We start from the raw sequence: 18,011 nt of genomic DNA, 5'->3' as shown, positions 1-18,011 counted from the left end.
GCGCGACATCCGCATCATGGACGACCATGGGGATGCGGAAAGCAATAAGGACCGCTGTGAGAGGAGGCGTCCATGGGATCGGTGCGCAAGGCGAGTGCCTGGCTTGGCCTCGTCGACGACAACGATGACGAGCGTTACTACGACGACGACTACGCCGAGGGTCAGGAATCCGGCGATGCCTGGGTCACCGACCCGCGGGTGAAGGTCGCGTCCGAGACGGCGGAGGAAAAGGGCCGCCGGATCGGCACGGTCACCCCGGACAGCTTCCGGGACGCGCGCGGCATCGGCGAGCTCTTCCGGGACGGTGTCCCGGTCATCATCAACCTCACGTCCATGGAGCCCGCCGACGCCAAGCGCGTGGTGGACTTCGCGGCCGGCCTGACCTTCGGTCTGCGCGGCACCATCGAGCGGGTCGCCACCCGTGTCTTCCTGCTGACTCCTGCCAACACGGAGATCGTCAGCGGCGAGGCCGCGGGCCGTCAGACGGACGGTTTCTTCAACCAGAGCTGAGGCAGGGCCGCTCACCGGCCCTGCCCACTCGGGGTCCCCACCGGCCCTTACCGGAAGGCATCGAGTCCGGTGAGCGCCTTGCCCAGCACGAGTTGATGCATTTCCACGGTGCCTTCGTAGGTGAGCACCGACTCGAGGTTCGTGGCGTGCCGCATCACGGGGTATTCGAGCGAGATGCCGTTGGCACCGAGAATCGTCCGCGCGGTACGGCAGATCTCGATGGCCTCTCGTACGTTGTTGAGCTTGCCGAAGCTGACCTGTTCGGGACGGAGCCGTCCCGCGTCCATGCGCCGCCCCAGGTGATGGGCGAGCAGAATTCCCTTGTGCAGCTCGACCGCCATGTCGGCGAGCTTGGCCTGGGTGAGCTGGAAGCCGCCGATGGGTCGCCCGAACTGCTCGCGCGTCTTCGCATAGTCCACGGCGGCCTCGAAGCTGGCCCGCGCGGCGCCCATCGAGCCCCACACGATCCCGTACCGCGCGTGCGAGAGGCAGCTGAGCGGCCCCTTCAGCCCGGTCACGTCCGGCAGCACGGCGTCAGCGGGCAGCCGGACGTCGTCGAGGATCAGCTCGCTGGTGACGCTGGCCCTCAGCGACCACTTGTGCTTGATCTCGGGTGCGGAGAATCCGGGCACATCCGTGGGCACGACGAACCCGCGGATCCCGTCGTCGGTCTGCGCCCACACGACGGCGACCCCGGCGACGGAGCCGTTGGTGATCCACATCTTCCGACCGTTGAGGACCCAGTCCCCGCCGTCGCGCTTGGCGTGCGTCCGCATGGAGCCGGGGTCGGACCCGTAGTCGGGCTCGGTGAGCCCGAAGCAGCCGATGACGTCACCGGAGGCCATGTCCGGCAGCCACCGCTGCTTCTGTTCTTCACTTCCGAACCGATGAATCGCGTACATGGCGAGGGAACCCTGCACGGACACGAGCGACCGAATCCCGGAATCGGCGGCCTCGAGCTCCAGACAGGCAAGCCCGTACTGGACGGCGCTGGCCCCCGCGCAGCCATACCCCTGGAGCGACATCCCGAGCGCCCCGATCCCACCCAGCTCCCGGGCCAGTTCCCGGATTCCGGGCAGCTCCCCTTTCTCGTACCACTCGGCGATGTGGGGCAGCACCCGGTCCGCCGCCCAGGTCCGTACGGTGTCCCGGATCGCGAGGTCCTCCGGCTCGAGGAGGTCATCGATACCGAGGGGGTCGGCGGGGTCGAAGGGGGGCAGCTTGGGGGACGCGGACATGGCACAAGCCTCCGGCACACTAAAACTAGCACCGCTAGTTACGGTTGAGACCCGACGTTACGACGCAGTGTCCCGCAAGTCCAGATCCCACGGGCCGGCAGCCGCCACCGACGCACGGCTCCCCTGGGAGACCGGCACTTCTCGACACAGCGACTGAGCGAACGGGCGATGCGCGTGCGGGAGAACCAGGCGGACGGGAGAACTACGCGGAGACGCGGGACTCGGCGGCTTCCCGAGGCGCAGGAATCGCGGAACCCGCCGCAGGCGCCCCGCACTCCATGACCCGCGGCAACCGAAGCGCCATCACAGCCCCCAGCATCAACAACCCCGCGCTGACCAGCAGGGTCACATGCAGCCCGTGCACAAAGGAGTCCCGAGCTGCATGCCTCAGGGCCGCCCCGGGAGACCCCCCGAGCCGCCCGGCAACCTCGTACGCCTCCCCGAGCGAGTGCCCCGCGGCACGCGAATCGGCCGCCGGAACCCCGGGAACCGACGACAGCCCGGGCGCGTACGCCGCGTTCATCACGCTCCCCAGGAGCGCGATGCCGATACCGGCGCCCAACTGGTACGAGGTCTCACCTATCGCGGCGGCCCCACCCGCCTGCTCCGGCGGCGCCTCGCTGAGCATCGACTCGTACGCCCCGAAGAGCGTCGTCTCCAGCCCGAACCCCAGCAGCACGAACCCGAAGAGCAGCAGCCCCGTGTTGTCGTCCCCGCCCATCGCCGTGAGCGTCACCACCGCGGCCGCGGTGAGACAGAAACCGAAGCAGACCATCGCCCGCGGCCCGAACCGCCGCAGCATCTTCGCGCCGGCGAGCCCCGAGGCCATCGCCGCGACGGTGAGGGGCAGCAGCCGCAGCCCGGTCTCCAGCGGCGACAGCCCGAGCACGAGCTGCAGGTACTGCGCGGCGATCAGCTCGAGCCCGACCAGGGCGAGCATGGCGAGCACGATGCATCCCACCGACGTACTGAACGCGGGCCGCGAGAACATCCGCAGATCGACCAGCGGCTGCGCACGCCGCCGCTGCCGCCGTACGAACCCGGCCATCAGCGCACCGCCCACGAGCAGCGGCACCAGCGTGAACGGACTGAACGGCGCCTCACCACCCCCGAGCCGCTTCACTCCGAGGACGATCCCGAAGAGCCCGGCGGCGGCCATCAAAGCCCCGACCACATCCCACGGACCGTTCCGGTCGCCCCTCGACTCGGGCAGCAGCAGCCGTCCGATCGGCAGGCTGACCAGCATCAGCGGGATGTTGACGAGGAAGACCGAACCCCACCAGAAGTGCTCCAGGAGGAAGCCGCCCAGCAGCGGCCCCACCGCCGCGCCCACCGCGGCAACCGCGCTCCAGATACCGATCGCGAGCGCCCGCTCCCGGCGGTCGGGAAAGACCTGGCGCAGGATCGACAGCGTCGCGGGCATGATCATCGCGCCGCCGACGCCGAGCAGGGCGCGCGCGCCTATGAGGACCTGGGCGTTGTCGGCGAGGGCCGCGATCCCGGAGGCGACACCGAAGAGCCCGTACCCGAGGAGGAGGACACGTCTGCGACCGACGCGGTCACCCAGCGTGCCGAAGAGAATGAGGAGCGACGCGCAGACGAGCGGATAGACGTCGACGATCCAGAGCAGTTCTATCGCGCCGGGCTTGAGGTCCTCCGTGACGGCGGGCACCGCGACATGCAGCACGGTGGCGTCAAGGGCGACCAGCAGGAGGCTGACGCAGAGGACGACGAGGACGACCCAGCGGTTGGCACCGGCCCCGGCCTCCCGACGGCATCGCGCAGCGGCCGTGGTCGTCCCGGACATGTACGTACCTCCCAGATGTTCCCTCGCGTTCGGCGGAACCACAGGGTGGGGACTCCCTGGGGCTGCGGCCGGGGATGAGCGGATTTCCCGGGCCCACGCAACAAAGGCGAGTGAGCCGTCAGCGTACGCGAGATCCCGCCAATGACGCGTGGCGGACCTCTCACGTTCTTCCCGCCGAGCGTGTGGCGTGCGCCACGCTCCCCTTGGTGCACCACGCCCCGCGGGGCCGGCCGGTTCCGGGTGCCACCGATAATCGAGCCCGTGACCGATCTTGAGACGCCTGTCGCGACACCGCCCCGCACGGGCGCCCTGCGCCGGGCCGCGCCCGCCCTCCTGGGGTACGTCGGCGTCCGCGCCCTGGGCCTCATCACCCTCGCCCTGTGGAGCGCGACGAACGGTAAGAGCGCCCACACGCTGCTGACGGCGCGCTGGGACGCGCTCTGGTACACCCGGGTCGCCGAGCTCGGCTATGGCTACGAGGTCCGCCTCCCGAACGGCGACGTGCACTCGAACCTCGCGTTCTTCCCGCTGCTGCCGTGGCTCGAGCGGCTCGTCCCGGCGATCACACCCCTGTCGTACGCGGACGCGGGTCTGCTGGTCAGCATGCTGGCCTCGCTCGCCGCGGCCTGGGGAATCTTCGCGGTCGCGGACCATGTCCACGGGCCCCGTGCCGGCGTCTGCGCCGTGCTCGTGTGGGCGGTGCTGCCCGTCGGCATCGTGCAGTCGATGGCGTACAGCGAGTCCCTCTTCACGGCGCTCGCCGCCTGGTCGCTCTACGCGGTGCTGACCGACCGCTGGCTGACGGCCGGCCTGCTCGCCTCGCTCGCCGGGCTGACCCGCCCGGTGGGAGTCGCGGTGGTCGCGGCCCTGTGGGCGGCGGCGATTACGTCGTTCGCGGGAGAGCGCGTACGGGATGGGAGCGCGGCGCGGCCGGGGGGCGCATCAGTGTGGCCGCGCGCCCTCGGCATGCTCCTCGCGCCCCTCGGCGCCGTCGGCTATGTGCTGTGGGTCGGCCACCGCACGGGCAAGGGCCCGCTCGGCTATCTCGACGTCCAGGCGGGCTGGCGCAACGGCTTCGACGGCGGATACGCCTTCGCCCGCTTCATCGGCGAAAAGTTCACGTCATTTCCGTCCGCCCTGGCCGGCGTCGGGCTGATCCTCGGGGTCGCGCTGATCGTCTGGCTGTACGTGACGTGCGTGCGCCAGGGGCAGCCACTGTCACTCCTCGTGTACACGGGGGTCGTCACCGCGCTCGCCCTGTGCGCGTCGAGCTACTTCGGCTCGAAACCGCGCCTCCTGCTGCCCGCCTTCCCCCTTCTCCTGCCCCTCGCACTGGCCCTGGCCCGGCTGCGTACGTCCAGGTCAGCGCTGGTTCTCGGCGGTGCGGCGGTGGCCTCGGCGGTCTATGGAGCCTTCTGGCTGAACGGCTCCGGGCCGCCATGATCCACTCCTCGGGACCCGGTGAGCGGCCGGAAAATTCCACACCATGATTTGGTGAACGAATATATAAGCGCCATAAAACCGGCGGCTTCGCGAGATCAATGGAATTGAAGGATCCGGACGCCGATCATTAGCGATTCATTGGAAATAAACATCGTTCTGAGAGGAATCCCACATCACATCGTCATCACAAAGCGAGTGATTCGGCCTGGAACACAGCTCACTCGCTGTAGCGTCCATTGGGTGCGTACCGAACGAAACCTCACCCGTCTGGACCGGGTCTTCGCCCGGCTGGACCGTGAGCCGGAACGACCGGCCCACATCGATGTGCCGAAGATGAGCCGGCACAGGGTTGTGCTCTTCGGAGCAACCCTGGCCTTCTACGTGGCCATTGTGTGGGCCGTGGCGATCACGTCATGGCTGGTCCGGTTCGACTGGCAGGTCATGTTCTTCCGGCCCTATCAACAGTGGCCGGAGATCCACGCGTTCCTCGACTACTACGTGGTGCTCGGCCAGCGCGGCCCCACCGCCGTGATGGTCGCCGCCTGGCTGGGCTGGCGGTCCTGGCGGCAGCACACCCTGCGCCCGCTGCTCACGCTGGGCGCCTCGCTGCTGCTGCTCAACATCACGGTCGGTGCCGCCAAGCTCGGCATGGGCCGCCTCGGTCCGCACTACGCGATCACGATCGGCTCGAACGAGATGGGGCTCGGCGGCGATATATTCCCTTCGGGCCACACCGCGAACGCCGTGGTGACCTGGGGAATCCTGGCCTATCTGGCCTCGACCCCGAGAGCCAGGCGCTGGCTGTCCGCCCTCTCCGCCGTGACCTCGCTGGGCGTCGGCCTCACCACCGTGTACCTCGGCACGCACTGGCTGAGCGATGTCCTCCTGGGCTGGGCCGCGGGTCTGCTGATCCTGCTGGCGCTGCCGTGGGTCGAGCCGCTGATCGCCCGTGCCGAGGCCGAGATCTTCTCGCTGCGCGACTCCTGGCGTGCTCGTCGCGGCCGCGGCGCGCCTTCCCCCACGCTCGAACCCGCTCACGCGGGGGGACCCCCATCGGCGGCCTCGCCGGTCGGCGCGCCCGTCATGGTTCCGCACTCCACCGTCGCGGACGGGGAGGTACCGGCCCGCGAGACGGTCGGCGCCGCCCGGGTGCCCCGGGCGCCCGTCTACCTGGCCCCCGGGCCGCACACGGCCCGCTCGGAGCGCACGCCGGTCACGCCGGTCGGCAGCCGCCGTCCGCCGCACCCGGACCGTGCGGCACGCGGGACCACGACCGCATCGGCCCGCCCCCTGACCGGCGGTTGAGGGCGACACGGCGAGGGCGACAACAAGACAGCGGGGCCGGTACGCACAGCCTCTCCCCGCACCGCGAAGGCCCCCGGCTCCTGACGAGCCGGGGGCCTTCGCACATTCCGTGAGCTGCCGTCAGCCCTTCCAGCAGCGGGTCACCCTGCCGTCGGTGACCTCGAAGTTCAGCCGCCCGAAGCGGTACTCCATGGTGATGATCGCGCCGGGCGGCAGCGAACGCACCGAGGACCAGCCGTGCTCCCGGGCACGGCGCTCGGCGCTGTTCGCCTCCAGCCCGACATAGCTCTCCGGACTGTCCTGCGGCTCTGCGGGAGGGGTGGGAATGGGTGCCATGACCGCCACGTTAGGCGGCGTGCCGCGGCCGGGGAAGCCCGAACCCGCCACCAAGCGTCACCTGTCCCCCTCCGGTCACGCTTCCGTCACAGGATCACGACACGCGTTTCGGCCGAACTCCGTCACACGTACGAGGGGTTCCCTACGTGTTCCGCACGCCTTCGAACGTAATTCGGAGCTACCGTGACGCAGTCCCGAATAGCTCAATGGAATGCGCGGATCCGGGCGTGTGTCCAATCCCTTTCATTCCGATTGCGGGGCGTGCCGCAGAAGCTGACACCACATAGGAAATACACGGTTCCAGCACACGACCCCCGCACACCCCTGTCGGAGCGCGGGACCACGCGAGCATCATGGCGTGAGCTTCAGCAGGCCCAGAACGCGCGACGGCGAAGGGGCGAGCGATGGGGACGGACACCGCGCAGGCGACCGCGCGAACCGTACGGACCGATCGGCCGGGGCGACTGGTCGTCGACTGGCTGACGACCACCGATCACAAGAAGATCGGCCACCTCTACCTGATCACATCGTTCGTCTTTTTCCTCATCGGCGGCCTGATGGCGCTGGTCATGCGCGCCGAACTCGCCCGGCCCGGCCTGCAGATCGTGGACAACAACCAGTTCAACCAGCTGTTCACCCTGCACGGCACGATCATGCTGCTGCTCTTCGCGACTCCGACGTTCGCGGGGTTCGCCAACGAGATCATGCCGCTGCAGATCGGCTCCCCGGACGTCGCCTTCCCGCGGCTGAACATGCTGTCGTACTGGTTCTTCCTCTTCGGCGGTCTGATCGTGCTGGCCTCGCTGCTGGTGCCCGACGGACCGGCCGCCTTCGGCTGGTTCGCCTACGCCCCGCTCAACAGCCTGGAGCGCTCACCGGGCATCGGCGGCGACATGTGGATCATGGGCCTCGCGCTGGCGGGCTTCGGGACGATCCTCGGCGCGGTGAACTTCATTACGACCATCATCGGAATGCGCGCGCCCGGGATGACGATGTTCCGGCTGCCGATCTTCACCTGGAACACCCTCTTCACCTCGATCCTGATCCTCTTCGCGTTCCCGGTGCTCGCGGCGGCGCTGCTGGTCCTGGAGGCGGACCGGAGGTTCGGCGCGGTGGTGTTCGACGCGGCCAACGGCGGCGCGCTGCTGTGGCAGCACCTGTTCTGGTTCTTCGGGCATCCCGAGGTCTACATCATCGCGCTGCCGTTCTTCGGGATCATCACGGAGATCCTGCCGGTCTTCAGCCGGAAACCGATCTTCGGCTATCTGACGCTGGTCGCCGCGACCATGGCGATCACCGGTCTCTCGATCGTCGTATGGGCGCACCACATGTTCGCGACCGGCGCGGTGCTGCTGCCGTACTTCTCCTTCCTGTCGTTCCTGATCGCCGTGCCGACGGGCGTGAAGTTCTTCAACTGGTCCGGCACGATGCTCAGGGGGTCCCTGTCCTTCGAGACGCCCATGCTGTGGGCGACGGGCTTCCTGGTGACGTTCCTGTTCGGCGGTCTGACCGGGGTGATCCTGGCGTCGCCGCCGATGGACTTCCACGTCACCGACTCGTACTTCGTGGTCGCCCACTTCCACTACGTCGTCTTCGGCACGGTCGTCTTCGCGACCTTCGGCGGCTTCTACTTCTGGTGGCCCAAGTTCACCGGGAAAATGCTCGACGAACGGCTCGGCAAGATCCATTTCTGGACGCTGTTCGTCGGCTTCCAGACCACGTTCCTGGTCCAGCACTGGCTGGGCGCCGAGGGCATGCCGCGCCGGTACGCGGACTATCTGGCCGCCGACGGCTTCACGACACTCAACACGATCTCGACGATCGGTGCCTTCCTGCTGGGCGTCTCGACGCTGCCGTTCCTCTACAACATCTGGAAGACCACCAAGTACGCCGCGAAGGTCGAGGCCGACGACCCCTGGGGCTTCGGACGCTCCCTGGAGTGGGCGACCTCGTGTCCGCCTCCCCGGCACAACTTCGTCACGCTGCCCCGGATCCGCTCCGAGTCCCCGGCGTTCGACCTGCACCATCCCGAATACGCGGCGATCGAGCCGAAGCCCGGTCCAGAGCCCGAGACAGCCGGTCCCGGGACGTCCTGACCGCCTCGGTGAGCTCGGCCGGTTCAAGGATCTCGAACTCGAAGCCCATCAGCATCACGTGAATGACCATCACGTCGAGGCTCGCCGCTCCGGTGCGCAGAATGCAGCTGTCCGTCCCGTCGGCCTCCAGGGTGCCGGCGGAGGGCGAGATCCGCTCGGCCGCCTCGGCCAACGGCACGAGCAGCCTGACGACGGCATGCGAGGCATACGTGCGCGTGGAGACGCCCTTGGAGACGTACGCCGCCAGGTCCTCGGCCGGTGGCGTACGGGGCGTGAAGCGCGGTCCGTGCGGTGGCCTGGGCGTGATGCGGTCGACGCGAAACGTACGCCAGTCGCCGCGGTCGACGTCCCAGGCGACCAGGTACCAGCGCCGCTCGGTGCACACCAGGCGGAGCGGTTCGACCGTACGGCGTGTGGCGGCGCCACCGTGGTCGCGGTACTCGAAGCGCAGCCGCTCCGAGTCGCGGCACAGATGAGCCAGCTCGGTGAGGACGGCGGGGTCGACGGCCGAGGGCTGCGGGCCGCGCAGCATCGGCACGGTGAACTCGTTGAGGGCGCCCACGCGACGGCGCAGCCGGTTCGGCAGCACCTGTTCGAGCTTGGCGAGGGCGCGCACGGAGGTCTCGCCGATGCCCTCGATGCCCTGCCCGGCCGCCGTGCGCAGCCCGACCGCCACCGCCACCGCCTCGTCGTCGTCCAGGAGCAGTGGCGGCAGCTCGGCGCCGGCGCCGAGCTGGTAGCCGCCGCCCGTGCCGGGGCTGGCGTTGACGGGATAGCCGAGCTCGCGCAGCCGGTCCACATCGCGACGGACGGTCCTGGGCGTGACGCCGAGGCGGTCGGCCAGATCGGCCCCGGACCATTCGCGGTGGGCCTGCAGCAGCGAGAGCAGGCGCAGGAGTCGTGCCGATGTCTCCAACATGGTTCCGAGTCTGCCACCCCTTGCGGACAGTAACCGTCCGCAAGGGTTCCTACCGTAGGAGACATGGCAGACAACGCAGACACCACCGTGCATCCCTTCCGGATCGAGATCCCCCAGGCGCAGCTGGACGACCTGCGCACGCGCCTGGACCTGACCCGCTGGCCCGACGAGCTGCCGGACGCCGGCTGGGAGTACGGAGCGTCGCTGCCGTACCTCCGCGAGCTCGCGGCGTACTGGCGCGGCGGCTACGACTGGCGCAAGCACGAGGCCGCGCTCAACGAGTTCCCGCAGTACCTCACGGAGATCGACGGCGCCCGCGTGCACTTCCTGCACGTGCGCTCGCCCGAACCGGACGCCGTGCCGCTTCTGCTGACGCACGGCTGGCCCGGCTCGATCGTGGAGTTCCTCGGCCTGATCGGCCCGCTCAGCGACCCGCGCGCCCACGGCGGCGACCCGGCCCAGGCCTTCCACCTCGTCATCCCGTCCATCCCGGGCTTCGGCTTCTCCGGTCCTACCCGGGAGCGCGGCTGGAACGTCAGTCGTACGGCCCGGGCTTGGGCCGAGCTGATGCGGCGGCTCGGCTACGAGCGTTACGGCGCGCACGGCGGCGACCTCGGCGCCCTGATCTCGCCCGAGCTGGGCCGGATCGCGCCCGAGTCGGTGATCGGTGTCCATGTGAACGCGGCGTCGGTGGGCTTCATCCCGCTCGGTCCGGTGCCCGACGACGTGCAGGCCGAGCTGACGGACCAGGAGCGACGACGCCTCGCGTCCATCGCGACGTTCACGACGGACGGCTTCGGTTACAACGCGATCCAGTCGACCCGTCCACAGACCCTCGCCTACGGCCTGACCGACTCCCCTGTCGGCCAACTCGCCTGGATCTTCGAGAAGTTCAAGGAGTGGACGCACTCCTCGGCGCAGCTGCCCGAGGACGCGGTCGACCGGGACGTCCTCCTGACGAACGTGATGCTGTACTGGCTGACGGGAACGGCCGGTCCGGCGGCCCGCATGTACTACGAGAACAGCCACTCCGGCGACTGGTTCCCCGTCAGCCGCTCCGCCGTACCGACGGCCGTCGCCAACTTCGACGAGGACGTCGCGATCCGCCGCTGGGCCGAGCAGACCAACACCATTGTCCGCTGGACGGAGTTCGACCGGGGCGGACACTTCGCGGCCCTGGAGCAGCCGGAGCTGCTGACGGGGGACATCCGAGAGTTCTTCGGCACGCTGCGGTGACTGTGGGGGGACCCGGTGCTGCGCCCTGTGAAGGGGCGCGGGGAACTGGGCGACAAGCCCCCATCAATCTGCGGCAAAAGACAACCCATCGTCCCTGGGGGCTGAGCCCCCAGGGACGATGGGGGTCCCCTGCTCGAGCGAAGCCGAGAGCTGGGGGGGGAGGGCAGGGGCGGCGGGGCGAGAAGGCTCAAGGCCGATACGACAGTTGTGGCACTTCGAAGCACGTGGTGTTCATGTCCCCTTGTGAAACCCAGCCCTCGTCGTCCTCCCAACGGGCCACGGACAGACACGTCCGTCGAGTCTTCGGCGGCTCGGGCAGCCGCTCGTACGTGACGGGAACCAGCAGCCCACCAGCCGTGTAGGGCTCGCCCCGGTTCATGAAGTCGTCGACGCACGCACGCGTGACCCCCGTGCGCGCACAGGACTTCGCCGCGTCGGTGAACCACTTCGCGGCGGCCCACCCCTCCAGCTGCCACTGGGAGTGGGCGCTCAGCCCCTTGGTCGCGTCCCGGAACTCCCGTACGGCCGGATCCCCCGTGTCCTCGAAGTTGCGACTGGACCCGGTGGCCCACAGGGCGTTGCGGCACCGCGGGGAGTCCTTGTAGTCCTCGGGAACGGTCGACGCCCAGTTCTGCACATTGGTGACTTTGGCGATGACCTTGGCCCCGATGTCGTCCATCGCCTTGCACAGCTGCGCGTTCCCATGCGTGTCGAGGGCGTCGAAGACGAGATCGGCGCCCTGCTCCTTCACATCTGCCGCGGCGGCACGGAAGTTGGGCAGCGCGAAGTCGACCTGTTCGGTGACCACCTTGTAGCCCTCGGCCTTCAGCCCCTGGGTGACGAGCCGGGCGTACGCGGCGGACGCGGACTGGTTGTAGGAGACGACGGCGGCGGTGCGGGCACCCTGCGCGCGCTTGAAGTAGCGGTACACCTCGGTGCCGCCGTACAGCTTCCCGTCCCAGCCGGTCCTGCCGTTGCGCGGAGCGAGGCTGCCGTAGATGCCGTACAGGTGCGGATACGTGTCGTACGCCGGGCCGATGGGCTGGCCGCCGATGTCGGGCACGCGCGCGTGGGACACGCGAGGGGCGCCCGCGTAGTCGAGGGAGGTGGTGGCGACGAGGGCGACGACCTTGTCCTCGTCGAGGAGTCTGTGCACGCATTCGTTGTTGCCGACACCGCTGCCGCCGTCGTCGCACAGGCGCACCTCGACCGGGCGGCCTCCGATCCCGCCGCGTGTGTCGAGGCGTTCGAAGTACGCCTTCGCCCCGTCCCGTGGCCCGGTGAAGGTCGAGCCGCCGACCGGGCTCGTGGCGCTGGTGATGATGCCGACGCGGATCGGGGAAGTGCCTCCTTGCTGCGTGGGCGTGGAGCGGTTCTCGAAGTCGCTCTCGGGGAGGCGGCTGCCGCAGGCCGTGCCGAGGAGGAGCAGCAGGACCAGGGCAGCGCACTCAGCAGCCGGGGCCCGGCGACTCATTGCCGCTCAGCTGGACCAGCGCGCAGAGCGTCTTGACGGATACCTTCCAGGTGCCGTCCTGTTCGACGGCCGTCCCGGAGGCGCCCGGCAGGGCGGTCGCGCCCTTCAGGGTCAGCGAGTACGTCACGTTCGCGTCGGTCGGCGAGGTGAACTCGACCTTCTCGACCTTCGCCTGCACCTGCCGGCCGCGCTTGTCGCCGTTGAAGCTCTGCAGGACCTTGGTCATCCGGTCGCCGTTCTCCAGGACGGCCTGCTTGTCCTTCTGTGCGACGGCAGGGTCGAAGAACTTCTCCCAGTTCTGCTTGATCTCCTGCTCGGCGGCCGCCGGATCGGACGGGGCCGTGGGGCTGGGCCGGGCGCTGGTGGACTGCTGTACGGAGGGGGTGGGTGGGGCGCTGCTTCCGCCACCGCTCTCGTCGCTGCACGCCGTGAGGGCCGCGGCGAGGACGAGAACCGCCATCGCTGCCGCGCCCCGGCCGTTCCCCCGCCTGAGATCGCTCCCGAGAACCATCTGGCTCACCACCGGGTATCGGTCCGGGCCATGTGCGCCCGGAGCTTTCAGGGTCAGCTTCCAGAAGGCATAGTGCAAGCCATTGGCTGGCATGGACAGACATACGACGTCTGGGAGCCCGGATGCGGACAGCTCGACTGCGGACCGTGCACCCCGTCCTGTGGGCCGGGTGGGCCGCGCTCGCCACCGGAGCGGTGTTGTGCGTCATCGGCTGGTACGGCATCTCGGGCGAGCGGTACGCGGAGCGGCAACTGCCGTATCTCGCGTCGTGCACGGTGCCCGGCGCGGCGCTGATCATCGCGGGCGCCGTACTGCTCACGCACGGCAGGAACGCGCTGGCGGCGGCGCGCGTCGAGGAGTTGTACGGGCTGCTCGTGGCGGCCGAGCCCGCCGGCGTGGACGAGTCCCGGCAGCCGGCGGCCGCGCCCCTCGCCGTCAGCGGCGAGCTGCTGATGGTGCCGGGCGGCACACTGTGGCACCGCGCGGACTGTCCGCTGGTCGCCGGGAAGCCGGAGGCCGTGCCGGTGGACTCGCGGGTGCTGGCGAGCGGGGAGTTGGGGCCGTGCCCGATCTGTGAGCCGTCCGCCGCGGATCCGGACGACTGATGGCGTCGCTGACGTACGACCTCACGCTCGCCGGTCTCTCGGTCGGCAGTGCCGCCGCGCTCACCGGGATCGGCCTGGTCGTCACCCATCGGGCGACCGGCGTGCTCAACTTCGCGCACGGCGCGATCGCCATGGTGTGCGCGTATCTGCTGCGCCAGTTCACGGTCGAGTGGGGCTGGCCGCTCGCGGTCGGCGCCGCGGTGACCCTCCTTGTCGTGGCCCCTGCCATCGGTACGGCCCTGGAGCGCTTCGTCTTCCGCCCACTGTCCGTGCTGGGCGGCGACCCCGCGCAGACGCTCGTCGCGTCCATCGGCGTCTTCGTCCTGCTGGTCGGCGGGGCCGCCCTGGTGTGGGGCACCGGAGCGCGCGCGGACGCGCCGACGCTGGTGTCGGCGGATCCCTGGGGGCAGTTGGCGGTGGCCGTCGCGCTGACTGCCGGCGTCGGCGTGGCGACGCGCTGGACCCGATTCGGCACGGAACTGCGTGCCGTCGTCGACGACCGCTCGCTCGCCGTACTCGGCGGCATCGACGCGGACCGGGTGGCCGCGGCGGGCTGGGCCTTCGGCTCGTTCACGGCGGGTCTGACGGGCGTGCTGCTCGCGCCTTATGTGCGCCTCGACCCGTACGGCATGCCGCTGCTCGTCATGGAAGTGATGGCCGTGGCGGTGGCCGCCCGGATGCGCAGCCTCCCGGTCGCCGTCGTGGTGGCCCTCGGCATCGGGGTCGCCCAGAGCCAGCTGACGCGCCTGCACCCCTCGGGCTGGGCCGAACCGCTGCTCCAGGCGGTCGGCGCGAACCTGTTCGTGGTCGCGCTGCTGATCGCGGCGCTCGTCCTGCCCGGCATCGGCACCCGCGACGCGCTCCCCCGCTCGGCGTCGGCTCGCGTGGCGACGCCGCCGGGGGCGTGGATCGTGGCGGTCGTCCTCTTCCTGCTGCCCCTCGGATTCGCCGGCTCCGACCTGCATACGTCGGTGCAGGTCCCCGCGCTGGGTGTGGTGCTGCTTTCGCTGGTCGTCGTGACGGGCCGGGGCGGCCAGATCTCGCTCGGGCAGGCCGCGTACGCGGGTCTGGGCGCCCTCTTCACCGCGCTGCTGGCGGCGGGCCGCTTTCCCGGCCTGCCGCGCCTTCCCGAACTCGCCGCGCTGGCGGTGGCCGTGATCCTGGTCGCTCCGCTCGGCGTCCTGACCGGCTGGCCGGCCATCGGCCGCCACGGTCTTGCCCTCGCACTGGCCACCTTCGCGGTCGGCGTGGGCGTCAGCCGCTTCGTCTTCGCCCAGCCGTACGCCACGTCGGGGCTGTCCCTCGACCGTCCGGCCGGCTTCGACGGCGACCGCGCCTACTACCTGCTCGAACTGGCCCTGCTGGCGGCCGCGTTGCTGGCCGCGCACGCCTTGCGCCGGGGCCGTACGGGCCGGGCCCTGGCCGCCATGCGCGACCACGAGTCGGGCGCCTCAGCGGCGGGCGTCCGCGTCCCGACCCTCAAACTGACCGCGTTCGTGGCGGGCGCCGCCCTGGCCGCGCTCGGCGGCGGCATGCTCGGGATGGGTCTGCGCGCCTTCGACGCCACGGCGTACGACCCCGTACGCGGGCTGCTCTGGTTCGCGGCGGTCGTCGTCCTCGGTGCCGACAGCGTCCTGGGCGCCCTGGCCGCCGCGGCCCTCCTGGTGGGGCTCGACGCGGGGGCCCGCGGCGGCGTGGCGGCCGCCCTGATCGGCGTACTGGCCGTCCTCGTCGGCCGCTTCCCCGGGGGGCCCTACGAAGCGCTGCGCACGGCGGCCTCCCGACTGCGACTGCGCCGCCGGGCGACGCTGACATCCCTGGGGGCACGGGTCCGGCGCCACCTGCTGCCGGTGGAGCCGAGGAGAGCCGGAGCGCTTGTGCCCACGAGGGCGACCGCGACGGCGAACGCGGGGAGGAGCACACCGGGAGCATCGGGACGGCGCCCGGGAGCACCCGAACCACCTGCGTCCGGTCCGTACGAGCCCGGCCGGACAGGCGGCCCTGCACCGCGGACGCCCGTGCGGCGCCACCCCAAGACGCCCGAACCGCGAAGCGCCCGACACGCCCCGACCGAGTCCGCCCGCCCGAGCGACACGCCGCTGGAGCCCGCCGCCCCGGTGCCCAGCACCACCGGATGGGCCGGCATCGGCCGGACGGCGCGGGACAGCGAGCGGCCGGGCAGCACGGCACAGCCGCTGAGCGGGACTCCCGCCCGGGAGCCGGACGAGCTCGCGGACCACCCGGACGACGCCACACCACCACGCGGCGCAGATCCGGACGGTCCCCCGAACCCAACGGCCAACACCCCACATCCACACGACGACACGGCCGACCAAGATCCCCACGCACCGCCCGACGGCCCCCGGACGATCCCCGGTGCGGCACGTTCACCCGAAAACGCCGCACCGGGGCCCGGTTCCACGGGACCGGGTTCCACGGGACCGGCTCCGGCATCGCGCCCCGCGGTCGGCGCGCCCCGCCGTTCACGCCCCCCTGCCGAATCCCCCCACCAGCACCTGACCGCCCGCCGACTCCACGTCACCTACGGCGGCTTCACCGCCCTCGACAGAGTCTCCCTCGACCTCCGGCCGGGTCGCGTCACAGCGGTCGTGGGACCCAACGGCGCCGGAAAGAGCACCCTCTTCCACTGTCTCGCCGGGACGCAGCGCCCCTCGGGCGGGCAGGTACTGCTCGGGGGGCGGGACATCACCCGGATGGCCGCACACGCCCGCACCCGGCTGGGGGTCGCGCGGACCTTTCAGCAACTGGCGGTTTTCCCCTCGTTGACCGTGGCCGAAAATGTTCGCGTGGGCGCCGAACAGGGACGAATCGCCGATCCCGGGGCGGTGAAGGGGGCGTTGCGACTGCTCGGGCTCGACGGACCGGTGCGGGCGCTGCCCGCGGCGGGGCTGCCGACCGGCACGCTCCGGCGCGTCGAGCTGGCGCGGGCGCTCGCCGGGAGTCCCCGCGTGCTGCTGCTCGACGAGCCCGCGGCCGGACTCGACACCGGCGAAGTGACCGCGCTGGCCCGCGTGCTGCGGGCCCTCGCCGCGGACGGCATGACCCTGCTCGTCGTCGAGCACGACCTCGACCTGGTCGCCGACCTGGCCCATACGGTCCATGTCATGGCGGCGGGGCGGATCGTCACCTCCGGCCCCGCCGACCGCGTGCTGGAGACGAGGTCCGGCGGATGAGCATCGCCCTGCGCCACGCGCGCGTGCGCTACGGCCCCCTGGAGGCCCTGCACGGCGTGACCCTCGTAGCACCGGGCCCCGGCCTCACCGTGCTGCTGGGCCGCAACGGCTCCGGCCGTACGACCGTGCTGCGCGCCCTCGCGGGAACCCTGCCGCTGTCCGGCGGCGCCGTCGTCTGGGACGGCATCGACGTGACGCGCATGCCCGCGTACGAACGCGCCCGGCGCGGACTGTGCCTCGTCCCGGAGCGCCGGGCCGTCTTCGGTTCGCTCACCGTCCGCCAGAACCTGGAACTGGCCGCGGGCGACTGCAGCGCCGCCCTCGACGCCTACCCACAGTTGGAGCCCCTCCTCCCCCGCCGCGCCGGCACCCTCTCCGGCGGCGAGCAGCGCATGCTCGCGGTCTCCCGCGCCCTGCTGGCACGCGCGCGCGTGGTGCTCGTCGACGAACCCGCACAGGGCATGTCGCCCTCGGTCGCGGCACGGACGTACGCATTGCTGAGCGGCCTCGACGCGTGCGTGGTGGTCGCGGAACAGCGGCTGCCGCCCGGCCTGCGCGAGCCCGCGGGCCGGACGACCTACGTCCATGAACTGCGACGCGGCGCGGTCGCGTTCAGTGGAGAGGCGGCCGAGGTCGCGCGGGGAACGTGGGGGACAACGGGGCGAGGGGCGGACCGAACAGGACACCCTCCGCGTTCCGGCCCCCGCCCGAACCCTTCGGGATGACGAGCAGCGTGCCCACGCTCAGCCGACCCGGATCGCTGCCGATCATCTGCTTGTTGGCCTTGTACAGCGCCTTCCAGCCGCCCTTGACCTGATACTTGCGGGCGATGGACGAGAGCGTGTCGCCGGCCTTCACCACATGCATACGGCCCTTGAGTTCGTACCTCTTGGCACAGACGGGCCAGGCCTCCCACCCCTGGATGGCGACCACCTTCTCGGCGACCTTGATCTGCTCCGCGCGCGTGGCGAGATCGGCCCGCGGGGCGTACACGAGCCCCCCGAAGTCCTTCCAGGTCGGCTGCCGGAACTGCAGCCCTCCGTAGTAGGCGTTCCCGGTGTTCGCGTCCCAGCGTCCGCTGCTCTCGCACTCGGCGATGCAGGCCCAGGGCCACTGGTCCTTCGCACAGTCGTACGTCACTCGCACCGAAGGGGTGCCGGGAAGCGGGGGCGGCGGCGCGGCGGCCGCCCCCGAAGGAGGGACGAGGGCGGCCAGGACGGCGGCGACCACGGCCGCGTAGCGCACACGCCTGGTCGACACGATCGGCACGATCCGCGTGGTCGGCATCAGGAACATCCGGCCACGCTAAGCAGCGTGCCCGGCACGCCCGTTGAGCC

General features: G+C 70.8%; 15 protein-coding genes. 8 read left to right on the top strand and 7 right to left on the bottom strand.

Translation table 11 applies throughout. The features are described from left to right. Positions 1-72: 72 nt before the first annotated feature. Positions 73-510, top strand: coding sequence for a cell division protein SepF (locus IEY95_RS41895; RefSeq protein ID WP_189191504.1), 438 nt, complete (start codon positions 73-75; stop codon positions 508-510). Between the two features lie 47 nt (positions 511-557). Here the strand turns inward: IEY95_RS41895 and IEY95_RS41890 are convergent, their stop codons facing one another. Both IEY95_RS41890 and IEY95_RS41885 read right to left on the bottom strand, forming a co-directional pair. After that, on the bottom strand, positions 558-1,748 hold the full coding sequence (locus tag IEY95_RS41890) for an acyl-CoA dehydrogenase family protein (protein ID WP_189191503.1): 1,191 nt from the start codon (positions 1,746-1,748) through the stop codon (positions 558-560). 202 nt (positions 1,749-1,950) lie between these two features. Then, on the bottom strand, positions 1,951-3,555 hold the full coding sequence (locus tag IEY95_RS41885; protein ID WP_189191502.1) for an MFS transporter: 1,605 nt from the start codon (positions 3,553-3,555) through the stop codon (positions 1,951-1,953). A 261-nt stretch (positions 3,556-3,816) separates the two neighbouring features. Between IEY95_RS41885 and IEY95_RS41880 the strand changes: the two genes are divergently transcribed. Continuing rightward, positions 3,817-4,998, top strand: coding sequence for a glycosyltransferase family 39 protein (locus tag IEY95_RS41880; RefSeq protein WP_229703725.1), 1,182 nt, complete (start codon positions 3,817-3,819; stop codon positions 4,996-4,998). Positions 4,999-5,238: 240 nt separating this feature from the next. Next, positions 5,239-6,303, top strand: a complete 1,065-nt coding sequence (locus IEY95_RS41875; protein ID WP_189191500.1) for a phosphatase PAP2 family protein — start codon at positions 5,239-5,241, stop codon at positions 6,301-6,303. Between the two features lie 120 nt (positions 6,304-6,423). On the opposite strand, the gene IEY95_RS41870 is transcribed toward IEY95_RS41875, so the two are convergent. Continuing rightward, positions 6,424-6,639, bottom strand: coding sequence for an I78 family peptidase inhibitor (locus IEY95_RS41870; protein WP_189191499.1), 216 nt, complete (start codon positions 6,637-6,639; stop codon positions 6,424-6,426). A 404-nt stretch (positions 6,640-7,043) separates the two neighbouring features. On the opposite strand from IEY95_RS41870, the gene ctaD reads away from it, so the two are divergent. Beyond that, positions 7,044-8,735, top strand: coding sequence for an aa3-type cytochrome oxidase subunit I (gene ctaD, locus IEY95_RS41865; RefSeq protein WP_189191498.1), 1,692 nt, complete (start codon positions 7,044-7,046; stop codon positions 8,733-8,735). Here the strand turns inward: ctaD and IEY95_RS41860 are convergent. Continuing rightward, on the bottom strand, positions 8,617-9,654 hold the full coding sequence (locus IEY95_RS41860; RefSeq protein WP_189191497.1) for a helix-turn-helix transcriptional regulator: 1,038 nt from the start codon (positions 9,652-9,654) through the stop codon (positions 8,617-8,619). The two genes, ctaD and IEY95_RS41860, sit on opposite strands and share 119 nt — an antisense overlap. Before the next feature lie 63 nt (positions 9,655-9,717). Here IEY95_RS41860 and IEY95_RS41855 point away from each other — a divergent pair, with 63 nt between their 5' ends. Continuing rightward, on the top strand, positions 9,718-10,890 hold the full coding sequence (locus IEY95_RS41855) for an epoxide hydrolase family protein (RefSeq protein ID WP_189191496.1): 1,173 nt from the start codon (positions 9,718-9,720) through the stop codon (positions 10,888-10,890). A 187-nt stretch (positions 10,891-11,077) separates the two neighbouring features. On the opposite strand, the gene IEY95_RS41850 is transcribed toward IEY95_RS41855, so the two are convergent. Beyond that, a complete protein-coding gene (locus tag IEY95_RS41850) occupies positions 11,078-12,364 on the bottom strand; it encodes an ABC transporter substrate-binding protein (protein ID WP_189191495.1) in 1,287 nt (428 codons plus the stop codon). Beyond that, positions 12,339-12,875 carry an MTB12 C-terminal domain-containing protein gene (locus IEY95_RS41845; protein WP_189191494.1) on the bottom strand — a complete coding sequence of 179 codons (537 nt, stop codon included), beginning with the start codon at positions 12,873-12,875 and terminating at the stop codon, positions 12,339-12,341. The genes IEY95_RS41850 and IEY95_RS41845 overlap by 26 nt, the downstream gene beginning before the upstream one ends. A 122-nt stretch (positions 12,876-12,997) precedes the next feature. Here IEY95_RS41845 and IEY95_RS41840 point away from each other — a divergent pair, with 122 nt between their 5' ends. Genes IEY95_RS41840 through IEY95_RS41830 form a run of 3 tightly spaced genes read left to right on the top strand, consistent with a single transcriptional unit; the run spans position 12,998 to position 17,399 of the window. Further along, a complete protein-coding gene (locus IEY95_RS41840; RefSeq protein WP_189191493.1) occupies positions 12,998-13,480 on the top strand; it encodes a hypothetical protein in 483 nt (160 codons plus the stop codon). Continuing rightward, the gene (locus tag IEY95_RS41835) at positions 13,480-16,674 is read left to right on the top strand and encodes a branched-chain amino acid ABC transporter permease/ATP-binding protein (protein WP_189191492.1); all 3,195 of its coding nucleotides are present in this window, start codon (positions 13,480-13,482) and stop codon (positions 16,672-16,674) included. Before IEY95_RS41840 ends, IEY95_RS41835 begins: the two co-directional genes overlap by 1 nt. Next, positions 16,671-17,399 carry an ATP-binding cassette domain-containing protein gene (locus IEY95_RS41830; protein ID WP_189191491.1) on the top strand — a complete coding sequence of 243 codons (729 nt, stop codon included), beginning with the start codon at positions 16,671-16,673 and terminating at the stop codon, positions 17,397-17,399. Before IEY95_RS41835 ends, IEY95_RS41830 begins: the two co-directional genes overlap by 4 nt. Here IEY95_RS41830 and IEY95_RS41825 read toward each other — a convergent pair. Next, the gene (locus IEY95_RS41825) at positions 17,287-17,970 is read right to left on the bottom strand and encodes a LysM peptidoglycan-binding domain-containing protein (RefSeq protein WP_308429404.1); all 684 of its coding nucleotides are present in this window, start codon (positions 17,968-17,970) and stop codon (positions 17,287-17,289) included. The two genes, IEY95_RS41830 and IEY95_RS41825, sit on opposite strands and share 113 nt — an antisense overlap. Between the last annotated feature and the right edge of the window lie 41 nt (positions 17,971-18,011).

It is taken from the genome of Streptomyces albiflavescens (assembly GCF_014645835.1).
GTDB lineage: Bacteria > Actinomycetota > Actinomycetes > Streptomycetales > Streptomycetaceae > Streptomyces > Streptomyces albiflavescens.
The sequence above is the reverse complement of the archived record's forward strand: the minus strand, read 5'-3'. Positions and strand labels throughout refer to the sequence as shown.

Coding starts and splice junctions, on each gene's coding strand:
- IEY95_RS41845 (WP_189191494.1), bottom strand. CDS start 12,875: ATGGTTCTCGGGAGCGATCTCAGGCGGGGGAACGGCCGGGGCGCGGCA.
- IEY95_RS41840 (WP_189191493.1), top strand. CDS start 12,998: ATGCGGACAGCTCGACTGCGGACCGTGCACCCCGTCCTGTGGGCCGGG.
- IEY95_RS41895 (WP_189191504.1), top strand. CDS start 73: ATGGGATCGGTGCGCAAGGCGAGTGCCTGGCTTGGCCTCGTCGACGAC.
- IEY95_RS41860 (WP_189191497.1), bottom strand. CDS start 9,654: ATGTTGGAGACATCGGCACGACTCCTGCGCCTGCTCTCGCTGCTGCAG.
- IEY95_RS41850 (WP_189191495.1), bottom strand. CDS start 12,364: ATGAGTCGCCGGGCCCCGGCTGCTGAGTGCGCTGCCCTGGTCCTGCTG.
- IEY95_RS41885 (WP_189191502.1), bottom strand. CDS start 3,555: ATGTCCGGGACGACCACGGCCGCTGCGCGATGCCGTCGGGAGGCCGGG.
- IEY95_RS41855 (WP_189191496.1), top strand. CDS start 9,718: ATGGCAGACAACGCAGACACCACCGTGCATCCCTTCCGGATCGAGATC.
- ctaD (WP_189191498.1), top strand. CDS start 7,044: ATGGGGACGGACACCGCGCAGGCGACCGCGCGAACCGTACGGACCGAT.
- IEY95_RS41870 (WP_189191499.1), bottom strand. CDS start 6,639: ATGGCACCCATTCCCACCCCTCCCGCAGAGCCGCAGGACAGTCCGGAG.
- IEY95_RS41830 (WP_189191491.1), top strand. CDS start 16,671: ATGAGCATCGCCCTGCGCCACGCGCGCGTGCGCTACGGCCCCCTGGAG.
- IEY95_RS41825 (WP_308429404.1), bottom strand. CDS start 17,970: ATGTTCCTGATGCCGACCACGCGGATCGTGCCGATCGTGTCGACCAGG.
- IEY95_RS41890 (WP_189191503.1), bottom strand. CDS start 1,748: ATGTCCGCGTCCCCCAAGCTGCCCCCCTTCGACCCCGCCGACCCCCTC.
- IEY95_RS41835 (WP_189191492.1), top strand. CDS start 13,480: ATGGCGTCGCTGACGTACGACCTCACGCTCGCCGGTCTCTCGGTCGGC.